Source organism: Azonexus hydrophilus, assembly GCF_038368255.1.
Classification (GTDB): Bacteria; Pseudomonadota; Gammaproteobacteria; order Burkholderiales; family Rhodocyclaceae; genus Azonexus; species Azonexus hydrophilus.
In genome coordinates, this window is sequence record NZ_CP151406.1 from 587078 (window position 1) to 610998 (window position 23921).

A 23921-nucleotide genomic window follows, 5' to 3' on the forward strand; every position below is an offset into this window, starting at 1 on the left:
GGCTTTTTCTGCTGGTGCTCACCGGGGCGCTGGTTGCACTGACCGTTTTCCGCATCTGCGGCGACCGGCGCCGGCTGCTGCTCAAGCAAAGCTGGTCGGCGGCCGTGCTCGACGCGCTGGGCATCGAACTGGAAGCCGACCTGACGCATCTGGCGCCGGGGGTATTGCTGGTTGCCAATCACGTTTCCTGGGTCGATATCTTCGTCATCAATGCGGCCGTGCCGGCGGCCTTCGTGTCCAAGGAAGAAGTGCGGCGCTGGCCGGTGATCGGCTGGCTGGCCTGGAAAAACGACACCGTTTTCCTGCGTCGTGGCAGCCGTGGCCACGCCCGCGTCATCAACGAGGAAATCGCCGGCATTCTCGGTCAGGGCAAGGTCGTTGCGGTATTCCCCGAAGGAACGACGACCGACGGCCGTAGTCTGCTGCATTTCCACGCGGCCTTGCTGCAACCGGCGCTGGCAGCCGGGCGGCCGGTGTTGCCGGCGGCGATTTCCTACTGGGAGCTGAACGGCGAACGCAGCCTGGCGCCACGTTACGACGGCGATATCTCACTGGGTGAGTGCACGACCGCCATGCTCAAGCGTCGGCGCATCATCGCCCGCCTGGTGACGACGCCGCTGCGTGGCCTGCAGGGCGAGGAGCGCAAGCAGGTCGCAGCCGAGGCGCGCGAGGCTATCGCTTTAGCGGCTGGACTTCCGCTGGCGAACAATCCACCTGAAATACCCGCCGGTCTTCGAGGCGAACTGCCGTCAGGTGTCCGCCCCACAGACAGCCTGAATCAAGCGCCAGCTGATTCTGCGTGATGCGCAGGCCCAGCGCCGACCAATGGCCGGTGACGAGAATGCTGCCGGCGCTCTTGCGATCGGGCACATCGAACCACGGTAAATAGCCGGCCGGCGCATTGGCCAGCTTGCCCTTGACCTTGAATTCCATCAGCCCTTTCTTGGTGCAGAAGCGCATCCGGGTCATCGCGTTGACGATCACGCGCAGCCGCGCCCAGCCCTTCAGGTCGTCGTCCCAGGCGGCCGGTTCGCTGCCCCAGAGATTGCGGACAAACTCCGGATAATCCTTGCCCTGCAGTTTGGCTTCGACTTCGCGGGCCAGTTCGCGGGCGTATTTTGCCGACCATTGCGGCAGCAGGCCGGCATGGACCAGGCAGTAATCGCCTTCGACATGGCACAGGGGCTGACGGCGCAGCCAGTCCAGCAATTCGTCGCGGTCCGGCGCGTTGAGCACATCGTCGAGGGTGTCGTCCTTGCCCCGGAACTTGGCGCCACCCTCGGCGACCATCAGCAGGTAGAGATCGTGATTGCCGAGGACGGTGATCGCCGAGTCGCCGAAGGACTTGATCAGACGCAGGGTTTCCAGCGACTTCGGGCCGCGATTGACCAGGTCGCCGACCAGCCACAGGCGGTCCTTGGTCGGGTCGAAGGCGCAGGCTGCGAGCAGATTCTGTAGCGAATCGAAACAGCCCTGGATATCGCCGATGGCGTAAGTGGCCATTTACTCCACCGTCACCGATTTGGCCAGGTTGCGCGGTTTGTCCACATCCGTTCCCTTGACCAGAGCCGCGTGGTAGGACAGCAGTTGCAGCGGAATGACGTGCAGGATGGGCGACAGCAGGCCGTAATGTTCCGGCAGGCGCAGCATGTGCACGCCTTCCGACTCGGGGATTTCCGAGTCGGCGTCGGCAAACACATAGAGTTCGCCGCCACGGGCGCGGACTTCCTGCAGGTTGGACTTGAGCTTTTCCAGCAGGTCGTCGGCCGGCGCTACCGAAATCACCGGCATGTTGGCATCGACCAGCGCCAGCGGGCCATGCTTGAGTTCTCCAGCCGGGTAGGCTTCGGCGTGGATGTAGGAAATTTCCTTGAGTTTCAGTGCACCTTCGAGGGCGATCGGGTAGTGGCGGCCGCGTCCGAGGAAGAGTGCGTGCTGCTTGTCGGCAAACCGGCGGGCCCAGACGGTGATCTCATCCTCCAGCGTCAGCACTTTATTGACTGCGACCGGCAGGTGGCGCAACTGGTCGATATAGGCGCTTTCCTGATCGGCGCCGAGCTGGCCGCGCACCTTGGCGACCACCAGGGTGAGCAGGAACAGTGCCGCCAGCTGGGTGGTGAAGGCCTTGGTCGAGGCGACGCCGATTTCCGGGCCGGCGCGGGTAATGAAACGCAGCGCCGATTCGCGGACGATGGCCGATTCCGGTACGTTGCAGATGGCCAGGGTTTTGGTCTGGCCGAGCGACTTGGCGTGGCGCAGTGCGGCCAGCGTGTCGGCGGTCTCGCCGGATTGCGAGATGGCGACGATCAGTTGCCGCGGATTGGGCACCGAGGTGCGGTAACGGTATTCGCTGGCGATTTCGACGGTGCTGGGGACGCCGGCGACCGCTTCCAGCCAGTAGCGGGCGGTCATCCCGGAATGGGCACTGGTGCCGCAGGCAAGAATCAGAATGTGGTCGACATCGTTAAGCAAAGTGGCGGCTTCGGCGCCGAAAATGCCGGGTTGTATGGTTTTGCTGCCACCGACGATTTCCAGGGTGTTGGCCAGCGCTTCCGGTTGCTCGAAGATTTCCTTCTGCATGTAGTGGCGGAAGTTGCCGAGTTCGACAGCGGCGGCGGAAAGTTCGGAAACATGCACCGGGCGCTCGACCGGGGTGCCGTCAAGGCGCTCGATGCGGACGCCGTCGCGGCTCAGTTCGGCGATGTCGCCGTTTTCCAGATAGACCATCTTGCGGGTGACCTGGAGCAGCGCCGAGGCGTCGGATGCCGCGTAGTTGCCGTCGTCGCCGAGGCCGAGCAGAAGCGGCGAGCCTTCGCGGGAGACGATGACGCGGCCGGGCTGACTATGGTCAATGACGGCGATGGCGTAGGCGCCGACCAGTCTCCTGCAGGCGGCCTGTACCGCGCGGAACAGGTCGCGGTCGCTCTTGAGCAGTTGGTCGACCAGGTGGGCGATGGTCTCGGTATCGGTATCCGAAGTAAATACATAGCCCAGTGCCGTCAGTTCGCTACGCAGGCTCTCGTAATTCTCGATGATGCCGTTATGGACGACGGCGATGCTGCCGGAAACATGCGGGTGGGCGTTGCGCTCCGAGGGCACGCCGTGAGTTGCCCAGCGGGTATGGGCAATGCCGGTCGGCGATGTGGTGTCGGCCGACGCACTCTCGAGTTCGGCAACGCGCCCGACCGAACGCACCCGCTCGATCCGGTTGGCGCCGATGACGGCCAGTCCGGCCGAGTCGTAGCCACGGTATTCGAGCTTTTTCAGCCCCTCGACGAGGATGGGAACGATGTTCTTGTCGGCGGCTGCCGCGACGATGCCACACATGGTTGATGGTTTCTTGACCTGAAGCGCATATTTTAACGCAAGCCTTCTCCTTGCCGTCCGGAAAGGCAAGGCTGGCGTTGCGATCTATAATCCTGCCTTCGATTTCGAGTTCATGCTGCCGATGCGCATCCTGCTGGTCAAAACCTCTTCGCTCGGCGATGTCATACATAACCTGCCGGTGGCGACCGACATCCACCGTCAATTCCCGCAGGCGAAACTGGACTGGTGCGTCGAGGAGAGTTTTGCCGCCGTGCCGCGCCTGCATCCGGCGGTCGGCCGGATCATTCCGGTGGCGGTCCGGCGCTGGCGCAAGGCCTTGTTCAAGGCCGAGACCTGGCGGGAAATCGGCGAATTTCGGCAGCGCGTGCGCGAGGTCGACTACGACCTGGTGCTCGATACTCAAGGGTTGTTCAAGAGCGCCCTGCTCGCTTCCCGGGCCAACGGACCGTTGGCCGGTTACGACAGCGAGTCGGCCAGGGAGCCGCTGGCCGCCCGTTTCTACGACCGGCATTTCCGGGTTGCGCGCGACTTGCACGCCGTCGAGCGTAACCGCATGCTGGCAGCGGCGGCGCTCGATTATCCCGTTGCCGATGCGGTCGATTACGGCATCCAGGCGCCGGCCATCGCCATCGACTGGCTGCCGGCAGGGCCGTATGCCGTCCTGCTCAGCGCCACCAGTCGCGACGACAAGCTGTGGCCGGAGGCGCACTGGGTCGCGCTGGGGCAGGCTTTGCGTGCGCAGGGCCTGGGGGTCGTGCTGCCGGCCGGTAATCCGCAGGAGCGCGCTCGTGCGGCGCGTCTTGCCGCCGCCATTCCAGGCGCGCTGGCGGCGCCGCCGCTGCGCATCGATGCCCTGGCCACCCTGCTCGCTGGCGCGCGGGCGGTGGTCGGCGTCGATACCGGTCTGACGCATCTCGCCGTTGCCCTGAAAACCCCGACCATCGCCCTCTATACCGCGACCGAGCCGGGACTGACCGGCGTTTACGGTGCCGGCATCCATCGCAATCTCGGTGGTAAAGGGCAATGCCCGGCGGTCGCAGCGGTGCTGGCAGAATTGATGGCGGTTCCCGGCTGATGGCCCGTCTTGTCTACGCGCTGCTGCTCTACCTGCTGCTGCCGGCGATCCTGCTGCGATTGTTCCTGCGCGGGCGGAAACAGCCGGCTTACCGGGCGCATGTCGGCGAACGCTTCGGCATCTATGGTCGGCCGCCAGTTGCCCGGCACGGTCCGCTGATCTGGGTACATGCCGTCTCGGTTGGCGAAACGCGTGCCGCCCAGCCCTTGATCGAGGCGTTGCAGGCGCGTTGGCCGGACGCCAAAATCCTGCTGACCGGCATGACGCCGACCGGTCGCGCCGCCGGTGCCGAGGTGTATGGCGACAGGGTGATCCAGACCTACCTGCCCTACGATCTGCCGGACGCTGTCGGGCGGTTTCTCGACCATTTCTCGCCAAGTTTCGGCGTGCTCATGGAAACCGAGATCTGGCCCAATCTGCTGGCAGCCTGCGCCCGGCGCAAGCTGCCGGTTGCCTTGGTCAATGCCCGCCTGTCGGCGCGTTCGGCCAGGGGTTATGGGCGCTTTGCGGCACTGACCCGGCCGGCTTTCGCGCGCCTGTCCGCAGTTGCCGCCCAGACGGCTGCCGATGCCGGGCGGCTGGCGGCCCTGGGGGCGCCGGCTGTCGAGGTGTGCGGCAACCTGAAATTCGATGTCGAGCCGGCCGCCGAGCGTCGCCAGTTGGGCGAAAGCTGGCGTCAGGCGCTGGCCGGACGGGCAGTCTGGCTGGCCGCCAGTACCCGCGAGGGCGAAGAAGCCTTGTTGCTCGATGCTTGGCGCAGTGCGCCGGGCGATGCCTTGCTCGTCCTGGTGCCGCGCCACCCGCAGCGCTTCGATGAAGTGGCCGGTCTGCTGGCTGCACGTGGCATCGCCAGCCGGCGGCGCAGCGAGGGGTTGCCGACGGCGGATACCCGGGTCTGGCTCGGCGACAGCATGGGCGAGATGGCCGCCTATTACGCGCTGGCCGATGTCGCATTCATTGGTGGCAGCCTGTTGCCGCTGGGCGGGCAGAACCTGATCGAGTCGGCGGCGTGTGGCTGTCCGGTGCTGGTGGGTCCGCACACCTTCAATTTCCTGAGTGCGACCGAGGATGCCATCGCCGCCGGTGCGGCCCGGCGGGTCGCCGATGCGCCAGCCCTCGTCGACCAGGTTCAGTATCTGTTACAGGATGCCCGGCAACTCGCTGCCATGCGCCAGGCCTGCGCTGAGTTCGCTGCCGCCCACCGGGGCGCGACGGCGCGTACCTTGCGTCTTATTGAACGCTGCGCGGCTCAAGCAGGCTGTTGATCCGGGCCAGGTCGTCCTCGCCCAGCGCGCCGACGGCGGCCTTCAGCCGCAGTTGCGCCATCAGCGTGTCGAAGGTGGCCTTGGCCAGGTCGCGACGGGTGACGTAGAGCTGGTTCTCGGCATTGAGCACGTCGATGTTGATGCGCACGCCGACTTCGTAGCCCAGCTTGTTCGATTCCAGGGCCGACTGCGACGAGATCAGCGCGGCCTTGAGGGCATTGACCTGGGCCAGGCCGTTGGTCACGCCGAGGTAATACTGACGGGCGGCCAGTGTTGCGTTGCGGCGCGCGGATTCCAGTCCGGCACGGGCGGCTTCGCGGTTGGCCCCGGCTTCGCGCTGGCGGGAGGTGGTCAGCCCGCCCTGGAACAGGGGGATGTTCAGTTGCAGGCCGATATTGCTGTATTCGGAGTCGATGGCCGTATTGTTGAAGGTCTTGGCCTTGCCACGGTTGGCGACGATATCGACGGTCGGATAGTGGCCGGCGCGTTGCTTGTCCACCTCGCGGGCGGCGATTTCGGCCTGGGCGAGCTGGATCTGCACCGGCAGCGCATCCTTTTCCGCAGCACTGATCCAGTCCTGCAGCCGGTTCGGCTCCGGCGGATTCAGCACGGCGTCCTTGCGCGGCGCGGCGAGGTTTTCCGGCATGCGGCCGAGCAGGATCTGCAGGCTCTGGCGGCGGATTTCGAGTTCGCTTTCGGCGGCGATCTCCTGCGCCGTGACCAAGTCGAAACGCGCCTGCGCTTCATGCGTATCGGTGATCGTTGCCGTGCCGACCTCGAAGGTTTTTTTGGCCAGTTCCAATTGTTGTGCCGTGGCTTCCTTGTTGGCGCGGACGGCGCTCAGGTTTTCGCTGGCGTAGAGCACGTCGAAATAGGCCTGGGCGACGCGCAGGATCAGATCCTGGCGGGCCTGGACAAAATTGGCTTCAGCCTGGGCTACCTGCAGTTTGGCCTGGTCGTAGGCGACCCAGTTCTGCCAGCGGAACAAGGGTTGCGACAGGGTCAGCTGATAGCCGTTGGTGTTGTACTGGTTCTTGACCCGGGTCCCGCCCTGCGGTTCGACTTCGCTGTCGTTCCATACCGTGTTGCCCGACAGTGACAGGCTGGGTAACAGTCCGGCACGTCCTTGCGGAGCCTTTTCGCGGCCGGCTTCCACGGTGGCGCGGGCAGCAGCGAAAACGGGATCGTTGTCGCGGGCTTCCTGATAGGCCTGCATCAGGTCGGCGGCGGACAGCGGCGAGGCAAACAACGGGAAGGCTAGCAGCCAGGCAATCTTTTTCATGCGATTCCTCAATAGCGGCTCATGCGGGTATCGACTTCGCAGGCCCAGGCTTCGACGCCGCCAAGTAGATTGAAGACCGATGCGCAGCCTTTGCGTTCGAGAAACATGGCGACTTGCATGCTGCGCCCGCCATGGTGGCAGATGACGACGATGTCGCGATCGGGGTCAAGTTCCTCGCAGCGGACCGGGACCAGGTGCATCGGCATGTGCTCGCTGCCATCGATCCGGCAGAGCGCGACTTCCCACGGCTCACGGACATCGAGCAACAGGGGCGGCGGCCGCTGCTCGTCGGCCAGCCACTCCGCCAGTTGCTTTGCCCGTATCTGCTGCATCAGAGGCTGAATTCCTGCTTGGGCTGACCGCCATCGAGTGCCGGAACCACGGTTTCGAACAGGTTGATGGTATTGAATACGCCATCGGCGATGCAGGTGATCAATTGGGCTTCCATGACCGGGGCCTCGCCGACGACTGCGGCCAGACGGCCACCGACGCGCAGTTGCTTGAGCACGGCGGGCGGAATCTGTGCCACCGAGCCGGAAAACACGATCACGTCGAACGGCGCGCGTTGCGGCCAGCCGGCAATGCCGTCGGCGCATTCGACGTTGACGTTGTCGATGCCGGCGCGCTGGAGGTTTTCGCGGGCGGTGGCAGCGATTTCCGGGCGGATTTCCAGGCTGACCACGTGTTCGGCACGGGCTGCCAGAAGTGCGGCCATGTAACCGCTGCCGGTGCCGATTTCCAGCACCTTGTCGCCCTTGCGTACGCCCAGTTCCTGCAGCAGGCGGGCTTCCACGCGCGGGGCCAGCATCACCTGACCGTCAGCCAGCGGAATTTCCAGGTCGGCAAATGCCAGGTTGCGGTAGGCGGCGGGTACGAAATCCTCGCGCTTGACGACGAAAAGCAGATCGAGCACCTGGGGGTCGAGAACCTCCCAGGGCCGGATCTGTTGTTCGATCATGTTGAAGCGCGCTTGTTCGATGTTCATGAAAATCTCCGCAGGCGTCATATTAGCATGAGCTAATATTTTGGTTCGGACAAAAGCCGATTATACCCGAGCCGCGGATGCGCGCCGTACCTGCCGTGTCAGCGACTTTCCTTGATCAGGCGGTCGCCGGTGGCCTGAACCGGGCGCGCGTTGTTACGGTACAGGCGGCTGAAGATGCGGACCTGATCGTCGGAAACCTGGATCGGCTGCTTCATCACGATCCACAGGACGCCCTCGGTGCAGGGCGGCGTGCTCAGGGAGCCCATGAAGGTGTAGTAATGCCCCGATTCCGGCAGCAGGCGGGCGGGTTCCAGCACAGCCTTGGGCGGCTGGACAGGCGCCTGCTTTTCCAGCGGCAGATGGTTCCACAGCGTCTGGATCTGCGGGTGCTCGGTACCGCGCTCAAAGAGGATTTCGACGACGGCTTGGCTGCCGTCCGTAGCCCGGTGCATCAACTGCGCCGACATCTCGTAGCGCTGACCGTTGACCCGAGTTTCCCCGGGGCGGCGGAAGACGATCTGTTCAAGGTCGTAGGTCTTGCCGGTCAGCGAGAAACTGCTGTCGCCGACGGTGACGTTGACCGAATGGCCGTCGTCCACGATGCGGAAGGTCGACGCGCGGTAATCGAAGCGGATCGGCTCGAGATCGACCTTGATGCCATCGCGGATGTCGATCGGCGATTGACGTTGCCCACTCGCGCACAGCGCGTTGCGGGGGTCGATACGGGCCCAGTTCTCGGGGGCGCCAGCACCTTCGTAGCTCCATTTAACCGGTGGCTTGGTCGCTGGCTCGGCGCGAACCAGCTCAAGCATGTAACCACCCTGAGCCGGGGCCGGGGCCTTGGCGGCGGGCCTGGGGGTGGGGCGTGGTGCAGGTGCGTTGTTGCGCACCACCTGAGTGGTGCCGCTGGGCACATTGATCGTGGGCGGCGCCTTGCTGGCGGCGGGCGGCGGGGCTTCCACTGGCGCCGGCGCTTGCTGCTCGGCGGCAGGCTTGCCTTCCATGGCCGCCTTGAGATTGGGGCGGATCGACGGCAGGGGGGCGCTACTCGATGTTTCTGCTGTTTTCACCGCTGGCGGCTTTTCAGTCTTGGCCAGTTCCTTCTTGAGCAGGGCCTCGTTGGCTTGCTGCAACTGGGTGGCGGCTTCATTGGCCTTCTCGGCGAGTTCGGCGGCGCCTTCCTTGGGCGGGCGGCAGACCTCGCGCAGCACCCGGTCGTCCAGGGTGCCGCTGCGTACCGGCAGTTCGGCGCCGGCAATGTCTTCCTCGCGGATGGTGTCCTTGTCGGTCTGGCGATAGATGCGCTTGATGGTTCGGGCGCTGCGGGTCGAGCAGTCGTAGCGGGTGATCGCCTCGATGATCTTGTAGGGCGTGCCGGTGCGGTTGTCGATCAGCTCGCGGTCGAGCGTGACCCGGCTCTGTGCCTCGACGACATTGCCGGTACGCTTCAGCGTGCTGCGGTCGAGTTCGATGCGGCGACCGGATTCGGCAGAAATGTTCTGCCAGCTCGGCGCAGCCGTAGCGACCCAGGGCAGGGTGGCCAGGGCGATGGCAATGGTCATCAGGCGCATGCTTTTTCCTTCTGTTTTTCTTGAAATACGGGCACTTGTCGAACTTATTTCGACCGAATTCTGGAAATCTTGAGGCGTGCTGCGCATTTCTTGCATTTTGCCTGTGTTTCCAGTAACTTGCAGCCCAGTCGTTAGGGGTGCCGATCGCGCTGCATCATGCCGGTCCGGCTGAGACATACCCTTCGAACCTGACCGGGTCATGCCGTCGTAGGGAAACGAACTCTGCTGTTGGAACCAGATCGCTCCTTGCTCGTCTTACCCTGCTGAATCCCCGCATGGAGCACTCATGAACGCCAAAGACACCTTCCTCGCCGCCAACGCCCACGTCGACGAGGCCGCCATCCAGCCGCTGCCCAATTCCCGCAAGATCTATGTCGAAGGCTCGCGGCCGGACATCCGGGTGCCGATGCGCGAAATCTCGCAAGCCGATACGCCGACCGGCTTCGGTGGCGAGAAGAATCCGCCGATCTATGTCTATGACTGTTCCGGCCCCTACTCCGACCCGGCGGCGCAGATCGACATTCGCTCCGGCCTGCCGGCCATGCGTGCGCAGTGGATCGCCGAGCGCGGCGACACCGAGGAACTGCCCGACCTGTCTTCCGAATTCGGCCGCCAGCGCGCTGCCGACAAGGCGCTCGACGAACTGCGCTTCCCCGGCCTGCACCGCAAGCCGCGCCGCGCCAAGGCCGGTGCCAACGTGTCGCAGATGCATTACGCCCGTAAAGGCATCATCACGCCGGAAATGGAATACGTGGCGATCCGCGAAAACCTCAATCGTGCTGCGTACATTGAATCGCTGAAAGCCACCGGCCCGACCGGCGAGAAAATGGCCAAGCTGCTGACCCGCCAGCATCCGGGGCAGAATTTCGGCGCCAGCATCCCGGCCGAAATCACGCCGGAATTCGTGCGCAGCGAAGTGGCCCGCGGCCGCGCCATCATCCCGAACAACATCAATCACCCGGAATCCGAGCCGATGATCATCGGCCGCAACTTCCTGACCAAGATCAACGCCAATATCGGCAACTCGGCGCTCGGCTCGTCCATTCAGGAAGAAGTCGAGAAGATGACCTGGTCGATCCGCTGGGGCGGCGACACGGTGATGGATTTGTCCACCGGCAAGAACATCCACGAAACGCGCGAGTGGATCATCCGCAATTCGCCGGTGCCGATCGGTACCGTGCCCATCTACCAGGCCCTGGAAAAGGTGAACGGCAAGGCCGAAGACCTGACCTGGGAAATCTTCCGCGACACGCTGATCGAGCAGGCCGAGCAGGGCGTCGACTACTTCACCATTCACGCCGGTGTGTTGCTGCGCTACATCCCGATGACCGCCAACCGCATGACCGGCATCGTCAGCCGCGGCGGCTCGATCATGGCCAAGTGGTGCCTGGCGCATCATAAGGAAAGTTTCCTCTACACGCACTTCGAGGAAATCTGCGAAATCATGAAGGCCTATGACGTTGCCTTCAGCCTCGGCGACGGCCTGCGTCCCGGCTCGATCTACGACGCCAACGACGAAGCGCAGCTGGGCGAACTGAAGACCTTGGGCGAACTCACCGAGATCGCCTGGAAGCACGACGTGCAGACCATCATCGAAGGCCCGGGCCACGTGCCCATGCACCTGATCAAGGAGAACATGGACCTGCAGCTCGAATACTGCAAGGAAGCCCCGTTCTACACGCTTGGTCCCTTGACCACCGACATCGCGCCGGGCTACGACCACATCACCAGCGGCATCGGCGCCGCGATGATCGGCTGGTACGGTACGGCCATGCTCTGCTACGTGACGCCGAAGGAACACCTCGGTCTCCCGGACAAGAATGACGTCAAGGAAGGCATCATCACCTACAAGCTGGCCGCCCACGCCGCCGACCTGGCCAAGGGCCATCCCGGCGCACAGATCCGCGACAACGCCTTGAGCAAAGCGCGCTACGAGTTCCGCTGGGACGATCAGTTCAACCTCGGCCTCGATCCGGACAAGGCCAAGTCCTTCCACGACGAGACCCTGCCCAAGGAATCGGCCAAGGTTGCTCACTTCTGCTCGATGTGCGGGCCGCACTTCTGTTCGATGAAGATCACGCAAGATGTGCGCGATTTCGCTGCAAAACAGGGCCTGAACGAGGAAGATGCCTTGCAGAAGGGGATGGAAACCAAGGCTGTCGAGTTCGTCAAGACCGGCGCCGAGATCTATCACAAGCTGTAAGCCGGAGTTCTTCCGGAAATCAGGCAAAAAGGCGGCTTCGGTCGCCTTTTTGCCTGAACGATGGGCGCAAATCCTGTCAAAATGCGGGGCATGAATATCTTTGCCAGCCTGTCGCCGTTTGGCGGCGTCCAGTGTCAATGGAAGTGTCGTCGTGACGCCTGATTCAGGCTGGCTTGCGATCCTGCGCCAGCGACTGGAAAGCCGCCTGCGCCAGGCACAGGTCTATGTCCGCGCCAACCAGTATCACCTGCTCGCGCGTCTGCGCATCTGGGGCGGGCGCCTGGTGTTCTGGGGCTGCGGTATCGTCGTCGGTCTGGCGGCGGTCCTCTTCGCCCTGTTGAGCGATGGGGCGGCCGAACGTTTTGCCCATGCGGCCGCGCTCTACCCGTGGATGCCCTTCATTGTCACGCCGCTGGCCGGGGCGGCCTTGCTGTGGGCGACCCGGACGTGGTTCCCGGGCGCGCAGGGCAGTGGTATTCCGCAGGTGATCGCCGAGATGAAGCGACCGCCCTCCGGTCCGTGGCGACCGCTGGTTTCGCTGCGCATCGCTTTCGGCAAGATCATGCTGGGCGTGGCGGCGGTTGGCGCCGGCTTTTCCTTCGGTCGCGAGGGACCGACCGTGCAGGTCGGTGCCAGTCTGATGGCGGCGGCCGGCCGTTTCATGCCGGCGACGCTGCGCATTCATCGCCAGCACTTGCTGGTCGCCGGTGGCGCGGCGGGGATCGCGGCCGCGTTCAATGCGCCGCTGGCCGGGATCGTTTTTGCCATCGAGGAATTGTCGCGCAGCGTCGAATCGCGGATGAGCGGCGTGGTCATCACGGCCATCGTGCTGGCCGGGGTGATTGCCCAGTATTTCCTCGGCAACGACAATTATTTTGGCCGGGTCGTGGTCTTCGGCGAGAGTTCGGAACTGATGTACACCATCCTCGTCTGCGCCGTCGTCACCGGTTTTGCCGGTGGTCTGTTTGCGCGCATGCTGCTCATCTCGGTGATTGGCTGGCACGGCCGGCTGGCGCGTTTTCGCGGCGCGCATCCCTATTGGTTCGTGGTCTTCTGTGGCCTCTTGCTGGCGTCTCTGGGCTGGGTCACCGGCGGCGTGATCTGGGGCAGCGGCTTTGCCGAGACCAAATCGCTGCTGAGTGGCCAGGCCGATCTGCCCTGGTACTACGGCCCGGCCAAGTTTGTGGCGACCGTGGTTTCCTACCTGACCGGCCTGCCCGGCGGCATCTTTGCGCCATCGCTGTCGATCGGCGCCGGCATCGGCCAGGATCTTGTGCCTTTGCTGGCCGGCCAGGCTTTTCCGACCACCATCGTCGTCCTGTGCATGGTCGGTTTCCTGGCGGCGGCTACGCAGGCGCCGATCACCGCCTTCATCATCGTCATGGAAATGGTCGACGGCTATTCGCTGGTCATCGGCCTGATGGCGACGGCGCTGATCGCGTCGGCGGTGTCGCGGATGGTCTCCAAACCACTCTATGCGACGCTGGCTGAGCACATGATCCGCCAGCAGTCACCGGCTGACAGCAAGTGAGTCTGGCCTGTCGGCCGGGTTGCGGCGCCTGCTGCATCGCGCCGTCGATCAGTTCGCTGGACAAGCCGGCCGGTGTGCCTTGCCGGCATCTCGACGGCGAGCTGCGTTGCCGCCTGTTTGGCCAGCCCGAGCGCCCGGGCTGCTGCTCCGGTTTGCAGCCCTCGGCGGAAATGTGCGGCGAAAGCCGGGACGAGGCCTTGCACTGGCTGGCCGATCTCGAAGCCATGACACGTCCATGAGGGTAAAATGCGCGCTCTTGTCATGGAACGCCGCCCAGCATGGACCCGATTCTCCTTCTCAAAGCCCTGATCCTCGGTATCGTCGAGGGTCTGACTGAATTCCTGCCGATCTCGTCGACCGGCCACCTGATCATCGTCGGCAGCCTGCTCAATTACACCGACGAACAGAGCAAGGTGTTCAAGATCGTCATCCAGCTGGCTGCCATCCTGGCGGTGTGCTGGCTGTATCGCGAGCGGATCACTCAGGTCGCCGGCGGTTTGCGTTCCGACCCGGTGCAGCAGCGTTTCGTCGGTCTGCTGATGGTCGGTTTCCTGCCGGCCGCCGTGCTCGGGCTGATGTTTCACAGCACCATCAAGACCTATCTGTTCAATCCGCTGACCGTGGCCGGGGCGCTGATCGTCGGTGGCTTCCTGATCCTCTACATCGAGCGCAAGGTCTACCAGCCGCGCATCAACAGCGTCGACGAAATGCGCTGGCCGGATGCGCTGAAGGTCGGTTTCGCCCAGGCGCTGGCGATGTTTCCCGGGACGTCGCGGTCCGGGGCGACAATCATGGGCGGCCTGATCTTCGGCCTGTCGCGCAAGACGGCGACCGAATTCTCCTTTTTCCTGGCTATTCCGACGATGTTCGCGGCGACCATTTACGATGTATACAAGAATCTCGACATCCTTCGCCTGGAAGATCTGCCGGTGTTCGCCGTCGGTTTCGTCGCCTCCTTCGTCGCCGCCATGCTCAGTGTGAGAGCGCTGGTCCGCTACATTTCCAACCACGACTTCACCGTATTCGCCTGGTACCGCATCGTCTTCGGCGTGATCGTGCTGCTCACCGCGCAGATGGGCTGGGTGGAGTGGACGGCTTGATCCTCTATCTGCATGGTTTCTGCTCCTCGCCGGCCTCGTGGAAGGCCCGCCTCTTGGCTGAGGCGATGGCCGAACGCGGCCTGGCCGAGAAGTTCCATTGCCCGCAACTGTCGCCGGTGCCGGCACAGGCAATGGCCGACATGGGGCAATGGATCGAAGCGGCCAACGAGCCGGTGACCCTGGTCGGCTCGTCGTTGGGCGGTCATTACGCCAGTTTTCTGGCTGAAACATATGGACTGAAGGCGCTACTGATCAACCCGGCTGCCGTTGCCCGCATCGATGTCGGCAAGTTCGTCGGCGAACACGTCAATTACCACAGCGGCGAGCGTTTCGGTTTCACCGCCGAACACGCTGCCCAGTTGTCGGCCCAGGTGTTGCCGCCGACGCCGTCGCGCTACTGGCTGTGGCTGGAAACCGGCGACGAAGTGCTCGACTACCACGATGCCCAGGCTTTCTGGTTCGGCTGCCGGCAGAGCGTCTTCGAGGGCGGCGACCACAGCTTCACGCGCTTTCCCGAGATGTTGCCGCAACTCATTGAATTTGCCGGGCTATAATCCGCCGATGAATGTATTGTTTGAAGAAGACGGCGGCTTCAAGGCCGGCACCATCATGGCCGACAACGACAGCTCGTTGCAGGTCGAAATGCCGACCGGCAAGCGCAGCAAGATCAAGGCCGCCACCGTGTTGTTGCGTTTCGCGACTCCCTCCGCCGCCCACCTGCTCGAGCAGGCGACGCCGCTGGCCGGGGAGATCGAGGCCGATTTCCTGTGGGAGTGCGTCAGCGATGGCGAATTTTCGTTTCTGGATTTTGCCCGTGATTACTACGGACACGACCCCGCGTCGGTTGAAGCGACGGCGGTCCTGCTTGCCCTGCACGCCGCGCCCGTCTATTTCCACCGCAAAGGCAAGGGCCGCTTCCGCAAGGCGCCTGCCGACATTCTCGCAGCTGCTCTGGCCAATCTTGAAAAAAAGCGTCAGCAAGCGCTCGCGATGGAAGGCTGGCTCGCCGAGCTGAAGGCATTCCGCCTGCCGCCGGAAATCGGCGCGCTGACCGATGCCCTGCTCTACGCGCCGGATCGCAACAAGCCGGAAACCAAGGCCTTCGAGAGCGCCTGCGCCGAAACCGGCCTGAGTGCCGCGCAACTGCTGTTCAAGTGCGGTGCGATCAAGTCGGCCTACCACCTGCACTACAAGCGTTTCCTGCACGAGCAGTTTCCCAGGGGCACCGGCTTTCCGGCGCTTGAGGCGCCCGGCCTGCCGTCCGATCTGCCGAAAGCCGGCGTGCGCGCCTTCTCGATCGACGACGCCAACACCACCGAGATCGACGACGCGCTGTCGGTCACCTGGCTGCCCGGCATCGGCACCCGCATCGGCATCCACATCGCCGCGCCGGGGCTGGCCATCGAACACGGTTCGCCGCTCGACGGCGTCGCCCGCGCCCGGCTGTCGACGGTGTACATGCCCGGCAACAAGATCACCATGCTGCCCGACGCCGTGGTCCAGAACTACACGCTGGCCGGCGGCGTCGATTGCCCGGCGGTGTCGCTGTATCTGACGGTCAACGACGTGTTCGAGGTAGTTTCCCACGAATCCTGCGTCGAACTGGTGCATATCGCCGACAACCTGCGTCACCACGACGTCGAACCCTGGTTCAACGCCGAGACGGTCGGCGGCGCCCTGCCGGACAAGCCCTTTGCCCGCGAACTGCTGCACCTGTGGCACTTCGCCAACGCCTGCGAAGGCCGCCGTGGCAAGCCGTCGGCGACGCAGGGCATCAACGACTACAACTTCGCCATCGTCGGCGACATTGCCGACCCGGAAAGCTGTTCGGTCGAGATTTCCGAGCGCAAGCGCGGCAGCCCGCTCGACAAGCTGGTTGCCGAGTTGATGATCGTTGCCAATTCGACCTGGGGTGGCCTGCTCGCCGAGAAGAACATTGCCTGCCTGTACCGCGCCCAGACCCAGGGCAAGGTGCGCATGACCACCTCGCCGCTGCCGCACGAAGGCCTGGGCGTGCCGCAATACGCCTGGATGACCTCGCCGCTGCGCCGCTACTGCGACCTGGTCAACCAGTGGCAGTTGATCGCCTGCCTGCGTGGCAACCCGCCGCCTTTCCCGCAGAAATCGGCCGAGCTGTTTGGGGCGATGCGCGATTTCGAACTGACCTACGCCGCCTACGCCGAATTCCAGCGTCTGATGGAGCGTTACTGGTGCCTGCGCTGGCTGCAGCAGCATCAGGTCGCCGAGATCGAAGCGACCGTGCGCCGCGAGCAACTGTGCAAGCTTGATCATCTGCCGCTGATGGTGCGGGTGCCGTCGGCACCGCCCGATCTGCTGCCGGGGCAGCGTCTGCGCCTGTCGGTCGAGCACATCGACCTGCTCGGCCCGGAAGTCGACATGCGTTTCCAGAACCTGCTCGATGTAGCCGCTCCGGTGGAGGCTGAGGAGGACGTGACGCAGTGAGCCGGAAAGTGCGCCTGATATCCTATCGTGCACCGGGCAACGACCGGCGCCTGTGGGTGGCCATCGGGGTCTCGCTGCTGGTTCACGCGCTGCTGCTCAGCCTGCATTTTGCCTTCCCGGAAGCCTCGCAAGTGGCGCGCGAGAAGGCGCTCGACATCATCCTGGTCAATGCCCGTTCGCAACGGCCGCCGAGTGATGCCCAGGCGCTGGCGCAAGCCAACCTGGATGGCGGCGGCAACACCGACGCCGACCGCCGGGCCAGGACGCCGCTGCCGTCGACCCACCAGCAAGTGGATGGCAGCGATCTGCAGCAGATGCGCAAGCGAGTGCAGGAACTGGAAGCGGCGCAGCAGAAAATGCTGACCCAGGCCGCCAGCCTGGCCAAGGTGGCGACCGCCGAAACGCGCAGCGACCAGCCTGTGCCTTCGCCGCTGAGTGGGCGCGACCTTGCCGATGCCGCGCGGGCGATGGCCCGGCTTGAGGGCGAGATTGCCAAAATGGTCGACGAGTACAACAAGCGGCCGCAGAAGAAATTTGTCGGTGCGCGCGCTCAGGAATATGCGTTGGCGCCGTATTTCGATGCCTGGAAACAGAAGGTCGAGCGCATTGGCACCCTGAATTATCCGGATGCGGCGCGCGGTAAACTCTATGGGCGTGTCACTGTTTTCGTGGAACTGCGGGTTGAGGACGGCAGCCTGTTCAACGCCGAAATTTCCCGCTCCTCAGGGCACAAGGTCCTCGATCAGGCGGCCATGCGCATCCTCAGGATGGCTGCACCGTTTGGCCCGATCCCGCGCGAGGCGATGGGCGGGGCGACCATCCTGTCCTTCGTTCGGGAATGGGATTTCGTCCCGGGCGATACGCTCGATTCAAGCAGTCGCTGAAACATGACCGATCTTTACTGCGTTTTCGGCAACCCGATTGCCCATTCCAAGTCTCCGTTCATTCATGCCGCCTTCGCCCGGGAAACCGGTGAGTCGGTGATTTACGAGGCAAGGCTGGCGCCGGTCGATGGTTTTGCCGAGGCGGTGCGAGCCTTCGTCGCGGCCGGAGGTCGAGGTGCCAATGTGACGGTGCCGTTCAAGGAAGAGGCCTTCCGCATGTGCGCGGCGCTGACGCCGCGGGCCAAGCGGGCCGGCGCGGTCAATACGCTGAGTTTCGTCGATGGGCAATGCTGCGGCGACAATACCGACGGGGCCGGCCTGGTTGCCGATATCGTCGACAATCTCGGCTTCTCGCCGGCCGGTCGGCGCATCCTGCTGCTCGGCGCCGGCGGTGCCGCACGAGGCGTCGTCGAACCGCTGCTGGCGACCCGCCCGGCGACCTTGGTGATCGCCAATCGCAGCAGCGACAAGGCGCAATTGCTGGTCGATATCTTTGCCGATCTGGGACCGGTCCGGGCGTCGACTTTCGCCGATCTGGCGGGAAATACCTTCGATCTGGTGATCAACGCGACCTCCGCCAGTCTGAGTGGCGCGGCCCTGCCCCTGCCGTCCGACTTGTTTGCACCGGCCTCGCTGGCTTACGACATGATGTACGGCAAGGGGGAAACGCCTTTTCTCGCCCAGGCCAGGATGCAAGGGGCCGGGCGCTGTGCCGACGGCCTGGGCATGCTGGTGGGGCAGGCGGCCGAAGCCTTTTTTGTCTGGCGTGGCGTGCGCCCGGCGACGGCACCCGTGCTGGCCGAACTGCGGGCGGCGCTGGGCGGATGAAAGCCGTCGGCCGCTGGCTGAAGTGGGGGCTGCTGGCCCTGCTGGCGCTGGCTTTTGCCTGGCTGCTCTGGTTGTTCCTGTGGGTGATGTTCTGGGGCAGCTTCAACCCCGGCATGACCCGGTTCATGGAAATCCGCCTGAGCGAACTCAGGCAGAAGGATCCGCAAGCGCAGTTGCGTCAGCAATGGGTGCCGTACGAGAAGATTTCCGTGCATCTGAAGCGGGCGATCATCGCTGCCGAAGACGCCAAGTTCGTCGATCATGAAGGCTTCGACTGGGAAGGTATCCAGAAAGCCATTGAAAAGAACCAGAAGAAGGGGCGTTTCGTCGCCGGTGGCTCGACCATCAGCCAGCAACTGGCGAAAAACCTCTTCCTGTCGCCGAGCAAGTCCTATTTCCGCAAGGCCAACGAGGCCGTGATCACCTTGATGCTGGAAAACCTGTGGAGCAAGCAGCGGATCTTCGAGGTTTATCTCAACGTGATCGAGTGGGGTAATGGGGTTTTCGGTGCCGAGGCGGCGGCCCGTCATTATTACGGCGTCAGTGCCGGCCAACTGGGGCCGGCCCAGGCCGCCCGGCTGGCCGGGATGGTGCCCAATCCGCGCTTTTACGACCGCAACCGCAATGCGCCGGGCCTGGGGCGTAAAACGGCGATCATCCTGGCGCGCATGCCGTCGGCGGTGCTTCCCTAGGGGAAATCCGCAGCAATTCGCCCGCAGCCAGCCTGCCCGGCGGTGCTAAAATGGTGCATCTTTTGCGGCACTGCACCATGAGCGAAGACAACCAACTGACCGATAGCGACGATCTGCAGGAGCGCCTGGCCGAGGTGCAGACCCTGCTCGCCCGGCACAAGCTGGTCGAGGATCTCGTTCACCGTCAGGAAGGGCCGCGTCACGAACTGGTCGAAGACCTGGTGCACAAGCAGCATCTGCACGAACTCCAGCACAAGCTGGAGCCCATGCACCCGGCTGACATTGCCTACATCCTCGAAGCCTTGCCGCCCGACGAGCGTCTGATCGTCTGGGATCTGGTCAAGGCCGAGCACGATGGCGAAATCCTGCTCGAAGTCTCGGATGCGGTACGTGAGAGCCTGATCGAGACGATGGCCCGCAACGAACTTGTTGCCGCCGCCGAGACCCTCGACGCTGACGAACTCGCCGACCTTGCCCCCGATCTGCCGCAGGGCGTCATCGACGACGTTTTCCGCAGCCTGCCGGCCGAGGAGCGCGAGCACCTGCGGGCGGCGATGTCCTACGCGGAAGACTCGGTCGGTTCGATCATGGACTTCGACATGGTCACCGTGCGCGAGGATGTGACGCTGGAAGTCGTGCTCCGCTACCTGCGCCGTTTCGAGGAGTTGCCCGATCACACCGATCAGTTGTTCGTGATCGATCGCGAGGAACACCTGAAAGGTGTATTGCCGCTGAACATCCTGCTGGTCAACGAGGTTGATGTCGAAGTCGGCGCGCTGATGAAATCCGAATTCGTCGAGTTCGAGCCGGACGACGATGCCGAGGATGCCGCCAAGGCCTTCGAGCGCTATGACCTGGTGTCGGCGCCGGTGGTTGATCCGGAAGGCAGGTTGCTCGGCCGCGTCACCGTCAACGACGTGGTTGACTTCATCCGCGAGGAAGCCGAACAGGAGCAACTGGCGCACGCCGGTCTGCGCGAGGAAGAAGACATCTTCGCCTCGGTCTGGGACTCGGTGAAGAACCGTTGGGCCTGGCTGGCGATCAACCTGGTTACGGCCTTCCTGGCGTCGCGCGTGATCGGCGCTTTCGAGGACTCGATCGAGAAGTTGGTGGCGCTGGCCGCGCTGATGCCGATTGTCGCTGGCATCGGCGGCAATTCCGGCAACCAGACAATCACCATGATCGTGCGCGCGATCGCCATGGGTCAGGTCCAGCCGGACGCGATGCGCCGCCTGCTGCGCAAGGAACTCGGGGTGGCCAGCATCAACGGTCTGCTCTGGGGCAGCCTGCTTGGCGTCGCCGCCTGGTGGCTGTACGACAGCTACCAGCTCGGACTGGTGATGACCGCGGCGATGACGCTCAACCTGCTGCTTGCTGCGTCGGCCGGTGTCGGCATTCCGCTGATGCGCCAGAAATTCGGCGCCGACCCGGCCATCGGTGGCTCGGTGATGATCACCGCGCTCACCGATTCCGGCGGCTTCTTCATCTTCCTCGGCCTGGCGACGCTGTTCCTGATGTGATCAGTGGCTGTCGGGCGTCAGCAGCTTGAGCCCGACGATGCCGGCAACGATCAGGGCGATGCTGGCCAGGCGCAGCGCCTCGCGCGATTCACCGAACAGGACCATGCCGCAGATGGCCGTGCCGACCGCGCCGATGCCGGTCCACACCGCGTAGGCAGTGCCCAGCGGCAGGGTCTTCAGCGACCAGCCGAGCAGGACGACGCTGACGATCATGGCGATGACTGTCGCCACGCTCGGCCACAGGCGCGAAAACCCTTCGGTGTACTTCAGGCCAACCGCCCAGCCGATTTCGCACAGGCCGGCGAAAAAGAGGACGATCCAGGCAGTCGCGGTACTCATTGCGCTTGTCCGAACCAGGCATCCGCAGCGGCGATGGTGCCGGCGATGTCGGCATCGCTGTGGGCGGCCGAGACGAAACCGGCTTCAAACGCCGACGGGGCGAAATAGTGGCCGGCAGCGATCATCGCGTGGAAGAAGCGGTTGAAGGCTTCCTTGTCGCAGGCCAGGACTTCGTCGTAGGTGCCAGGGCAGCGCTCAGCAAAATAGAGGCCGAACATGCCGCCGACGTTCTGGGCGGCGAAGGCGACACCGTGCTTGTTGGCGGCGGCAACCAGGCCGTCGCACAGCGCCTTGGTTTTCGCCGTCAGCGTCTCGTAGAAACCCGGCGCCTGGATCAGCTTCAGCGTGGCCAGGCCGGCCGCGGTGGCGATGGGGTTGCCGGACAAGGTGCCCGCTTGGTAAACCGGACCGAGCGGGGCGATCTTTTCCATGATCTCGCGGCGACCGCCGAAGGCGCCCATCGGCATGCCGCCGCCGACCACCTTGCCGAAGGTGGACAGGTCGGGGGTGATGCCGAACAGGCCCTGCGCGCTTTTCAGGCCGACGCGGAAGCCAGTCATCACTTCGTCGAAAATGAGCACGGCGCCGTATTGCGCGGTCAGGTCGCGCATGGCCTTGAGGAATTCCGGCGTCGGTGCGATCAGGTTCATGTTGCCGACCACCGGCTCGACGATCACGGCGGCGATCTTGTCGCCGTGCGCCTTGAACGCTTCGGCCAGGCCCTGCGGATCGTTGTAGGTCAGGACCATGGTCGTTTCGGCGGTGCCGGCGGGAACGCCGCCGGAAGACGGGTTGCCGAAGGTGAGCAGGCCGGAGCCGGCCTTGACCAGCAGGTGATCGGCGTGGCCGTGATAGCAGCCTTCGAACTTGACCAGGATGTCGCGGCCGGTAAAGCCGCGCGCCAGGCGGATCGCGCTCATGGTCGCTTCGGTGCCCGAAGACACCAGGCGGACCATGTCGAGCGACGGCACCATCTCGCACAGCAGGTCGGCGATCTCAACCTCGCGCTCGGTCGGCGCGCCGAACGACAGGCCGTCGACGACGGCTTCCTGGACCGCGGCAATGACCTGCGGGTGGGCGTGGCCGAGAATCATCGGGCCCCAGGAGCCAACGTAGTCGGTGTACCACTTGCCGTCGGCGTCCTGGACCTGGCTGCCGACGCCCTTCTTGAAGAACAGTGGCGTGCCGCCGACCGAGCGGAAGGCGCGCACCGGCGAATTGACGCCGCCGGGGATGTGTTTCTGGGCACGGGCAAAGAGTTCTTCGTTACGTGAGGTCATGGTCGGGCTTTCGCAAAAAGACGTTGATACTGGTTGGCGCGGGCTTCGATGTCCGGCGCCGAGAAAAGGTCGGTGATGACGGCCAGCAGGTCAACGCCGGCATCGATCAGCGGCGCCGCGTTGGCGACGGTGATGCCGCCGATGGCGCAGACCGGCGCGTCGAGTTCGGCGCAGGCCCGGGTGTACAGCGCCAGTGGGGCGGACGCGGCGTCGGGTTTGGTCGGCGAGGCAAAGGCGGCGCCGAAGGCGACGTAGTCGGCACCTGCCGCAATCGCGCTACGGGCTGCGTCGAGGTCGGCGTAGCAGGAGGCGCCGAGGATGCGCCCGGGGCCGAGGATGGCGCGGGCGATGTGCAGGTCGCCGTCGTCGCGACCGAGGTGCACGCCGTCGGCATCGACCAGTTGGCACAGCGCCAGATCGTCGTTGATCAGCAGCAGCGCACCGTGGCGCCGGGTGGCGGCACGCAGCGCGTGGGCGCGGGCGAGACGTTCGCTCATCCGGCTTTCTTTGTCGCGCAACTGGACGATGCGGCAGCCGCCGGCCAGTGCCGCTTCGACCTGGCGCAGCAGCGCGGCGCCGTCAGTGCTTTCCGGCGTCACCGCGTAGAGACCGCGCAGTTCAGGCCGGCGCATCGCCTTTGTCCTTCTCTTGCTCTTCGCTGTCCTCGCGGGCCCAGAACATGCGGTCGGGAATGAACTGCCCCATGCCGGCGCGGAAGCCTTTGTCCAGGGCCTGCCAGGTGTAATCCTGGGCATCGCGCACGGCTTCCTCGATACTGGCGCCGCCGGCAATGCAGCCGGCAATCGCCGAGGCCAGCGTGCAGCCCGAACCGTGATAGCTGCCGGGCAGGCGTTCCCAGCGGTCGTGGCGGAGCACGCCCTGGTCGTTGTAGAGGGTATTGACCACCAGCGGCGTGTTTTCGTGGGTGCCGGTGATCAGCACGTACTGGGCGCCCATCTCGATCAGGCGGGCGGCGCAGACGTCGAGCGACGGCTCGTTTTCATCCTCGTCGCTTTCGGCCAGGCGGCGGGCTTCCGGCGCATTGGGCGTGATGATGGTGGTCTGCGGCAGCAGCATCTCGCGCATCGCGGCGATGATTTCCTCGCCGGACAGTTCGTCGCCGCGACCGGACGCCAGCACGGGATCGAAAATCAGCGGGATGTCGGGGTAATCGGAAACGATCTCGGCAACGGCCAGGACGTTTTCGACGCTGCCGAGCAGGCCGATCTTGAAGGCGGCAACCGGCATGTCTTCCAGCACCGCGCGTGCCTGCTGTTCGAGCAGTTCGGCGCTGAGCGGCTGCAGGCTGCTGACGCCGGTGGTGTCCTGCACGGTGACGGCCGTCAGGGCGGTCAGCGGGTGGCAACCCAGGCTGGCCAGGGTCAGGATGTCGGCCTGGATGCCGGCGCCGCAGGTCGGATCGCTGGCGGCAAAGACAAGAACCTGCGGTGGCGTGGCCGGGGTGGTGCGCGTTTTCTGCATCGGGAAAGGCACCGTAGTGCGGTGCGGTACTTTCTGGTTGAATGCCCGGATTCTATCCGAATCCCGTTCTCTCCGAGTTCTGTCCGAAAGCCCG

The 23921-nt window shown here is 64.5% G+C and carries 22 protein-coding genes, 1 pseudogene and 1 riboswitch; of the genes and pseudogenes, 13 read left to right on the forward strand and 10 right to left on the reverse strand.

Features of this window, described 5'->3' with window-relative positions; genetic code table 11:
• Positions 1 to 104: 104 nt before the first annotated feature.
• Positions 105 to 482: pseudogene (locus AADV58_RS02880) on the forward strand (lysophospholipid acyltransferase family protein); the annotation flags it as partial.
• Positions 483 to 672: 190 nt separating this feature from the next.
• On the opposite strand, the gene AADV58_RS02885 reads toward AADV58_RS02880, so the two are convergent.
• Positions 673 to 1503 (reverse strand): symmetrical bis(5'-nucleosyl)-tetraphosphatase, encoded by an 831-nt coding sequence (locus AADV58_RS02885; RefSeq protein WP_043420580.1) that lies wholly within the window; start codon positions 1501 to 1503, stop codon positions 673 to 675.
• Positions 1504 to 3327 carry a glutamine--fructose-6-phosphate transaminase (isomerizing) gene (gene glmS, locus AADV58_RS02890; protein ID WP_341744036.1) on the reverse strand — a complete coding sequence of 608 codons (1824 nt, stop codon included), beginning with the start codon at positions 3325 to 3327 and terminating at the stop codon, positions 1504 to 1506.
• A gap of 112 nt (positions 3328 to 3439) precedes the next feature.
• On the opposite strand from glmS, the gene waaC reads away from it, so the two are divergent.
• Together waaC and waaA are read left to right on the forward strand one after the other, a co-directional pair.
• Positions 3440 to 4402 carry a lipopolysaccharide heptosyltransferase I gene (waaC, locus tag AADV58_RS02895; RefSeq protein WP_341744037.1) on the forward strand — a complete coding sequence of 321 codons (963 nt, stop codon included), beginning with the start codon at positions 3440 to 3442 and terminating at the stop codon, positions 4400 to 4402.
• Positions 4399 to 5667, forward strand: coding sequence for a lipid IV(A) 3-deoxy-D-manno-octulosonic acid transferase (gene waaA / locus AADV58_RS02900; RefSeq protein ID WP_281982437.1), 1269 nt, complete (start codon positions 4399 to 4401; stop codon positions 5665 to 5667). Before waaC ends, waaA begins: the two co-directional genes overlap by 4 nt.
• Here waaA and AADV58_RS02905 read toward each other — a convergent pair.
• From AADV58_RS02905 to AADV58_RS02920, 4 genes are all read right to left on the reverse strand, one after another.
• Positions 5633 to 6949 carry a TolC family outer membrane protein gene (locus AADV58_RS02905; RefSeq protein ID WP_028993663.1) on the reverse strand — a complete coding sequence of 439 codons (1317 nt, stop codon included), beginning with the start codon at positions 6947 to 6949 and terminating at the stop codon, positions 5633 to 5635. The two genes, waaA and AADV58_RS02905, sit on opposite strands and share 35 nt — an antisense overlap.
• Before the next feature lie 8 nt (positions 6950 to 6957).
• Positions 6958 to 7281, reverse strand: a complete 324-nt coding sequence (locus tag AADV58_RS02910; RefSeq protein WP_028993662.1) for a rhodanese-like domain-containing protein — start codon at positions 7279 to 7281, stop codon at positions 6958 to 6960.
• On the reverse strand, positions 7281 to 7934 hold the full coding sequence (locus AADV58_RS02915) for a protein-L-isoaspartate O-methyltransferase family protein (protein ID WP_281982429.1): 654 nt from the start codon (positions 7932 to 7934) through the stop codon (positions 7281 to 7283). Before AADV58_RS02915 ends, AADV58_RS02910 begins: the two co-directional genes overlap by 1 nt.
• Before the next feature lie 98 nt (positions 7935 to 8032).
• Entirely contained in the window at positions 8033 to 9505 is a 1473-nt protein-coding gene (locus tag AADV58_RS02920) for a carbonic anhydrase (protein WP_028993661.1), read from the reverse strand.
• A 123-nt stretch (positions 9506 to 9628) separates the two neighbouring features.
• A riboswitch (TPP riboswitch) is annotated at positions 9629 to 9736 on the forward strand.
• A 55-nt stretch (positions 9737 to 9791) separates the two neighbouring features.
• Here AADV58_RS02920 and thiC point away from each other — a divergent pair.
• From thiC to mgtE, 10 genes are all read left to right on the forward strand, one after another.
• Positions 9792 to 11708, forward strand: a complete 1917-nt coding sequence (thiC, locus tag AADV58_RS02925; protein WP_028993660.1) for a phosphomethylpyrimidine synthase ThiC — start codon at positions 9792 to 9794, stop codon at positions 11706 to 11708.
• 151 nt (positions 11709 to 11859) lie between these two features.
• Entirely contained in the window at positions 11860 to 13239 is a 1380-nt protein-coding gene (locus tag AADV58_RS02930; RefSeq protein ID WP_028993659.1) for a chloride channel protein, read from the forward strand.
• 2 nt (positions 13240 to 13241) lie between these two features.
• The gene (locus AADV58_RS02935) at positions 13242 to 13478 is read left to right on the forward strand and encodes a YkgJ family cysteine cluster protein (RefSeq protein ID WP_281982435.1); all 237 of its coding nucleotides are present in this window, start codon (positions 13242 to 13244) and stop codon (positions 13476 to 13478) included.
• A 39-nt stretch (positions 13479 to 13517) separates the two neighbouring features.
• Positions 13518 to 14339 (forward strand): undecaprenyl-diphosphate phosphatase, encoded by an 822-nt coding sequence (locus AADV58_RS02940; RefSeq protein ID WP_341744038.1) that lies wholly within the window; start codon positions 13518 to 13520, stop codon positions 14337 to 14339.
• Positions 14327 to 14893: a YqiA/YcfP family alpha/beta fold hydrolase gene (locus AADV58_RS02945; RefSeq protein WP_341744039.1), complete on the forward strand. Its 567-nt coding sequence runs from the start codon at positions 14327 to 14329 to the stop codon at positions 14891 to 14893. The genes AADV58_RS02940 and AADV58_RS02945 overlap by 13 nt, the downstream gene beginning before the upstream one ends.
• 7 nt (positions 14894 to 14900) lie before the next feature.
• Entirely contained in the window at positions 14901 to 16802 is a 1902-nt protein-coding gene (locus AADV58_RS02950; protein ID WP_341744040.1) for a ribonuclease catalytic domain-containing protein, read from the forward strand.
• An 8-nt stretch (positions 16803 to 16810) separates the two neighbouring features.
• Positions 16811 to 17686, forward strand: coding sequence for a TonB family protein (locus tag AADV58_RS02955; RefSeq protein ID WP_341744041.1), 876 nt, complete (start codon positions 16811 to 16813; stop codon positions 17684 to 17686).
• A gap of 3 nt (positions 17687 to 17689) precedes the next feature.
• A complete protein-coding gene (gene aroE, locus AADV58_RS02960; protein WP_341744042.1) occupies positions 17690 to 18514 on the forward strand; it encodes a shikimate dehydrogenase in 825 nt (274 codons plus the stop codon).
• Positions 18511 to 19206 (forward strand): monofunctional biosynthetic peptidoglycan transglycosylase, encoded by a 696-nt coding sequence (gene mtgA, locus AADV58_RS02965; protein WP_281982414.1) that lies wholly within the window; start codon positions 18511 to 18513, stop codon positions 19204 to 19206. The genes aroE and mtgA overlap by 4 nt, the downstream gene beginning before the upstream one ends.
• A 77-nt stretch (positions 19207 to 19283) precedes the next feature.
• Positions 19284 to 20726: a magnesium transporter gene (gene mgtE, locus AADV58_RS02970; protein ID WP_028993652.1), complete on the forward strand. Its 1443-nt coding sequence runs from the start codon at positions 19284 to 19286 to the stop codon at positions 20724 to 20726.
• On the opposite strand, the gene sugE is transcribed toward mgtE, so the two are convergent.
• From sugE to thiD, 4 genes are read right to left on the reverse strand one after another with little or no spacing between them, the layout of a single operon-like run.
• Entirely contained in the window at positions 20727 to 21065 is a 339-nt protein-coding gene (gene sugE / locus AADV58_RS02975; protein WP_028993651.1) for a quaternary ammonium compound efflux SMR transporter SugE, read from the reverse strand.
• Positions 21062 to 22345, reverse strand: coding sequence for a glutamate-1-semialdehyde 2,1-aminomutase (hemL, locus tag AADV58_RS02980; protein WP_341744043.1), 1284 nt, complete (start codon positions 22343 to 22345; stop codon positions 21062 to 21064). Before hemL ends, sugE begins: the two co-directional genes overlap by 4 nt.
• A complete protein-coding gene (gene thiE / locus AADV58_RS02985; RefSeq protein WP_341744044.1) occupies positions 22342 to 22977 on the reverse strand; it encodes a thiamine phosphate synthase in 636 nt (211 codons plus the stop codon). Before thiE ends, hemL begins: the two co-directional genes overlap by 4 nt.
• A complete protein-coding gene (gene thiD, locus AADV58_RS02990; RefSeq protein WP_028993648.1) occupies positions 22964 to 23827 on the reverse strand; it encodes a bifunctional hydroxymethylpyrimidine kinase/phosphomethylpyrimidine kinase in 864 nt (287 codons plus the stop codon). Before thiD ends, thiE begins: the two co-directional genes overlap by 14 nt.
• Positions 23828 to 23921: the final 94 nt, after the last annotated feature.

Coding starts and splice junctions, on each gene's coding strand:
- hemL (WP_341744043.1), bottom strand. CDS start 22,345: ATGACCTCACGTAACGAAGAACTCTTTGCCCGTGCCCAGAAACACATC.
- sugE (WP_028993651.1), bottom strand. CDS start 21,065: ATGAGTACCGCGACTGCCTGGATCGTCCTCTTTTTCGCCGGCCTGTGC.
- AADV58_RS02915 (WP_281982429.1), bottom strand. CDS start 7,934: ATGAACATCGAACAAGCGCGCTTCAACATGATCGAACAACAGATCCGG.
- AADV58_RS02920 (WP_028993661.1), bottom strand. CDS start 9,505: ATGCGCCTGATGACCATTGCCATCGCCCTGGCCACCCTGCCCTGGGTC.
- AADV58_RS02910 (WP_028993662.1), bottom strand. CDS start 7,281: ATGCAGCAGATACGGGCAAAGCAACTGGCGGAGTGGCTGGCCGACGAG.
- AADV58_RS02940 (WP_341744038.1), top strand. CDS start 13,518: ATGGACCCGATTCTCCTTCTCAAAGCCCTGATCCTCGGTATCGTCGAG.
- thiC (WP_028993660.1), top strand. CDS start 9,792: ATGAACGCCAAAGACACCTTCCTCGCCGCCAACGCCCACGTCGACGAG.
- mtgA (WP_281982414.1), top strand. CDS start 18,511: ATGAAAGCCGTCGGCCGCTGGCTGAAGTGGGGGCTGCTGGCCCTGCTG.
- AADV58_RS02950 (WP_341744040.1), top strand. CDS start 14,901: ATGAATGTATTGTTTGAAGAAGACGGCGGCTTCAAGGCCGGCACCATC.
- thiD (WP_028993648.1), bottom strand. CDS start 23,827: ATGCAGAAAACGCGCACCACCCCGGCCACGCCACCGCAGGTTCTTGTC.
- glmS (WP_341744036.1), bottom strand. CDS start 3,327: ATGTGTGGCATCGTCGCGGCAGCCGCCGACAAGAACATCGTTCCCATC.
- aroE (WP_341744042.1), top strand. CDS start 17,690: ATGACCGATCTTTACTGCGTTTTCGGCAACCCGATTGCCCATTCCAAG.
- AADV58_RS02905 (WP_028993663.1), bottom strand. CDS start 6,949: ATGAAAAAGATTGCCTGGCTGCTAGCCTTCCCGTTGTTTGCCTCGCCG.
- thiE (WP_341744044.1), bottom strand. CDS start 22,977: ATGCGCCGGCCTGAACTGCGCGGTCTCTACGCGGTGACGCCGGAAAGC.
- waaC (WP_341744037.1), top strand. CDS start 3,440: ATGCTGCCGATGCGCATCCTGCTGGTCAAAACCTCTTCGCTCGGCGAT.
- mgtE (WP_028993652.1), top strand. CDS start 19,284: ATGAGCGAAGACAACCAACTGACCGATAGCGACGATCTGCAGGAGCGC.
- AADV58_RS02885 (WP_043420580.1), bottom strand. CDS start 1,503: ATGGCCACTTACGCCATCGGCGATATCCAGGGCTGTTTCGATTCGCTA.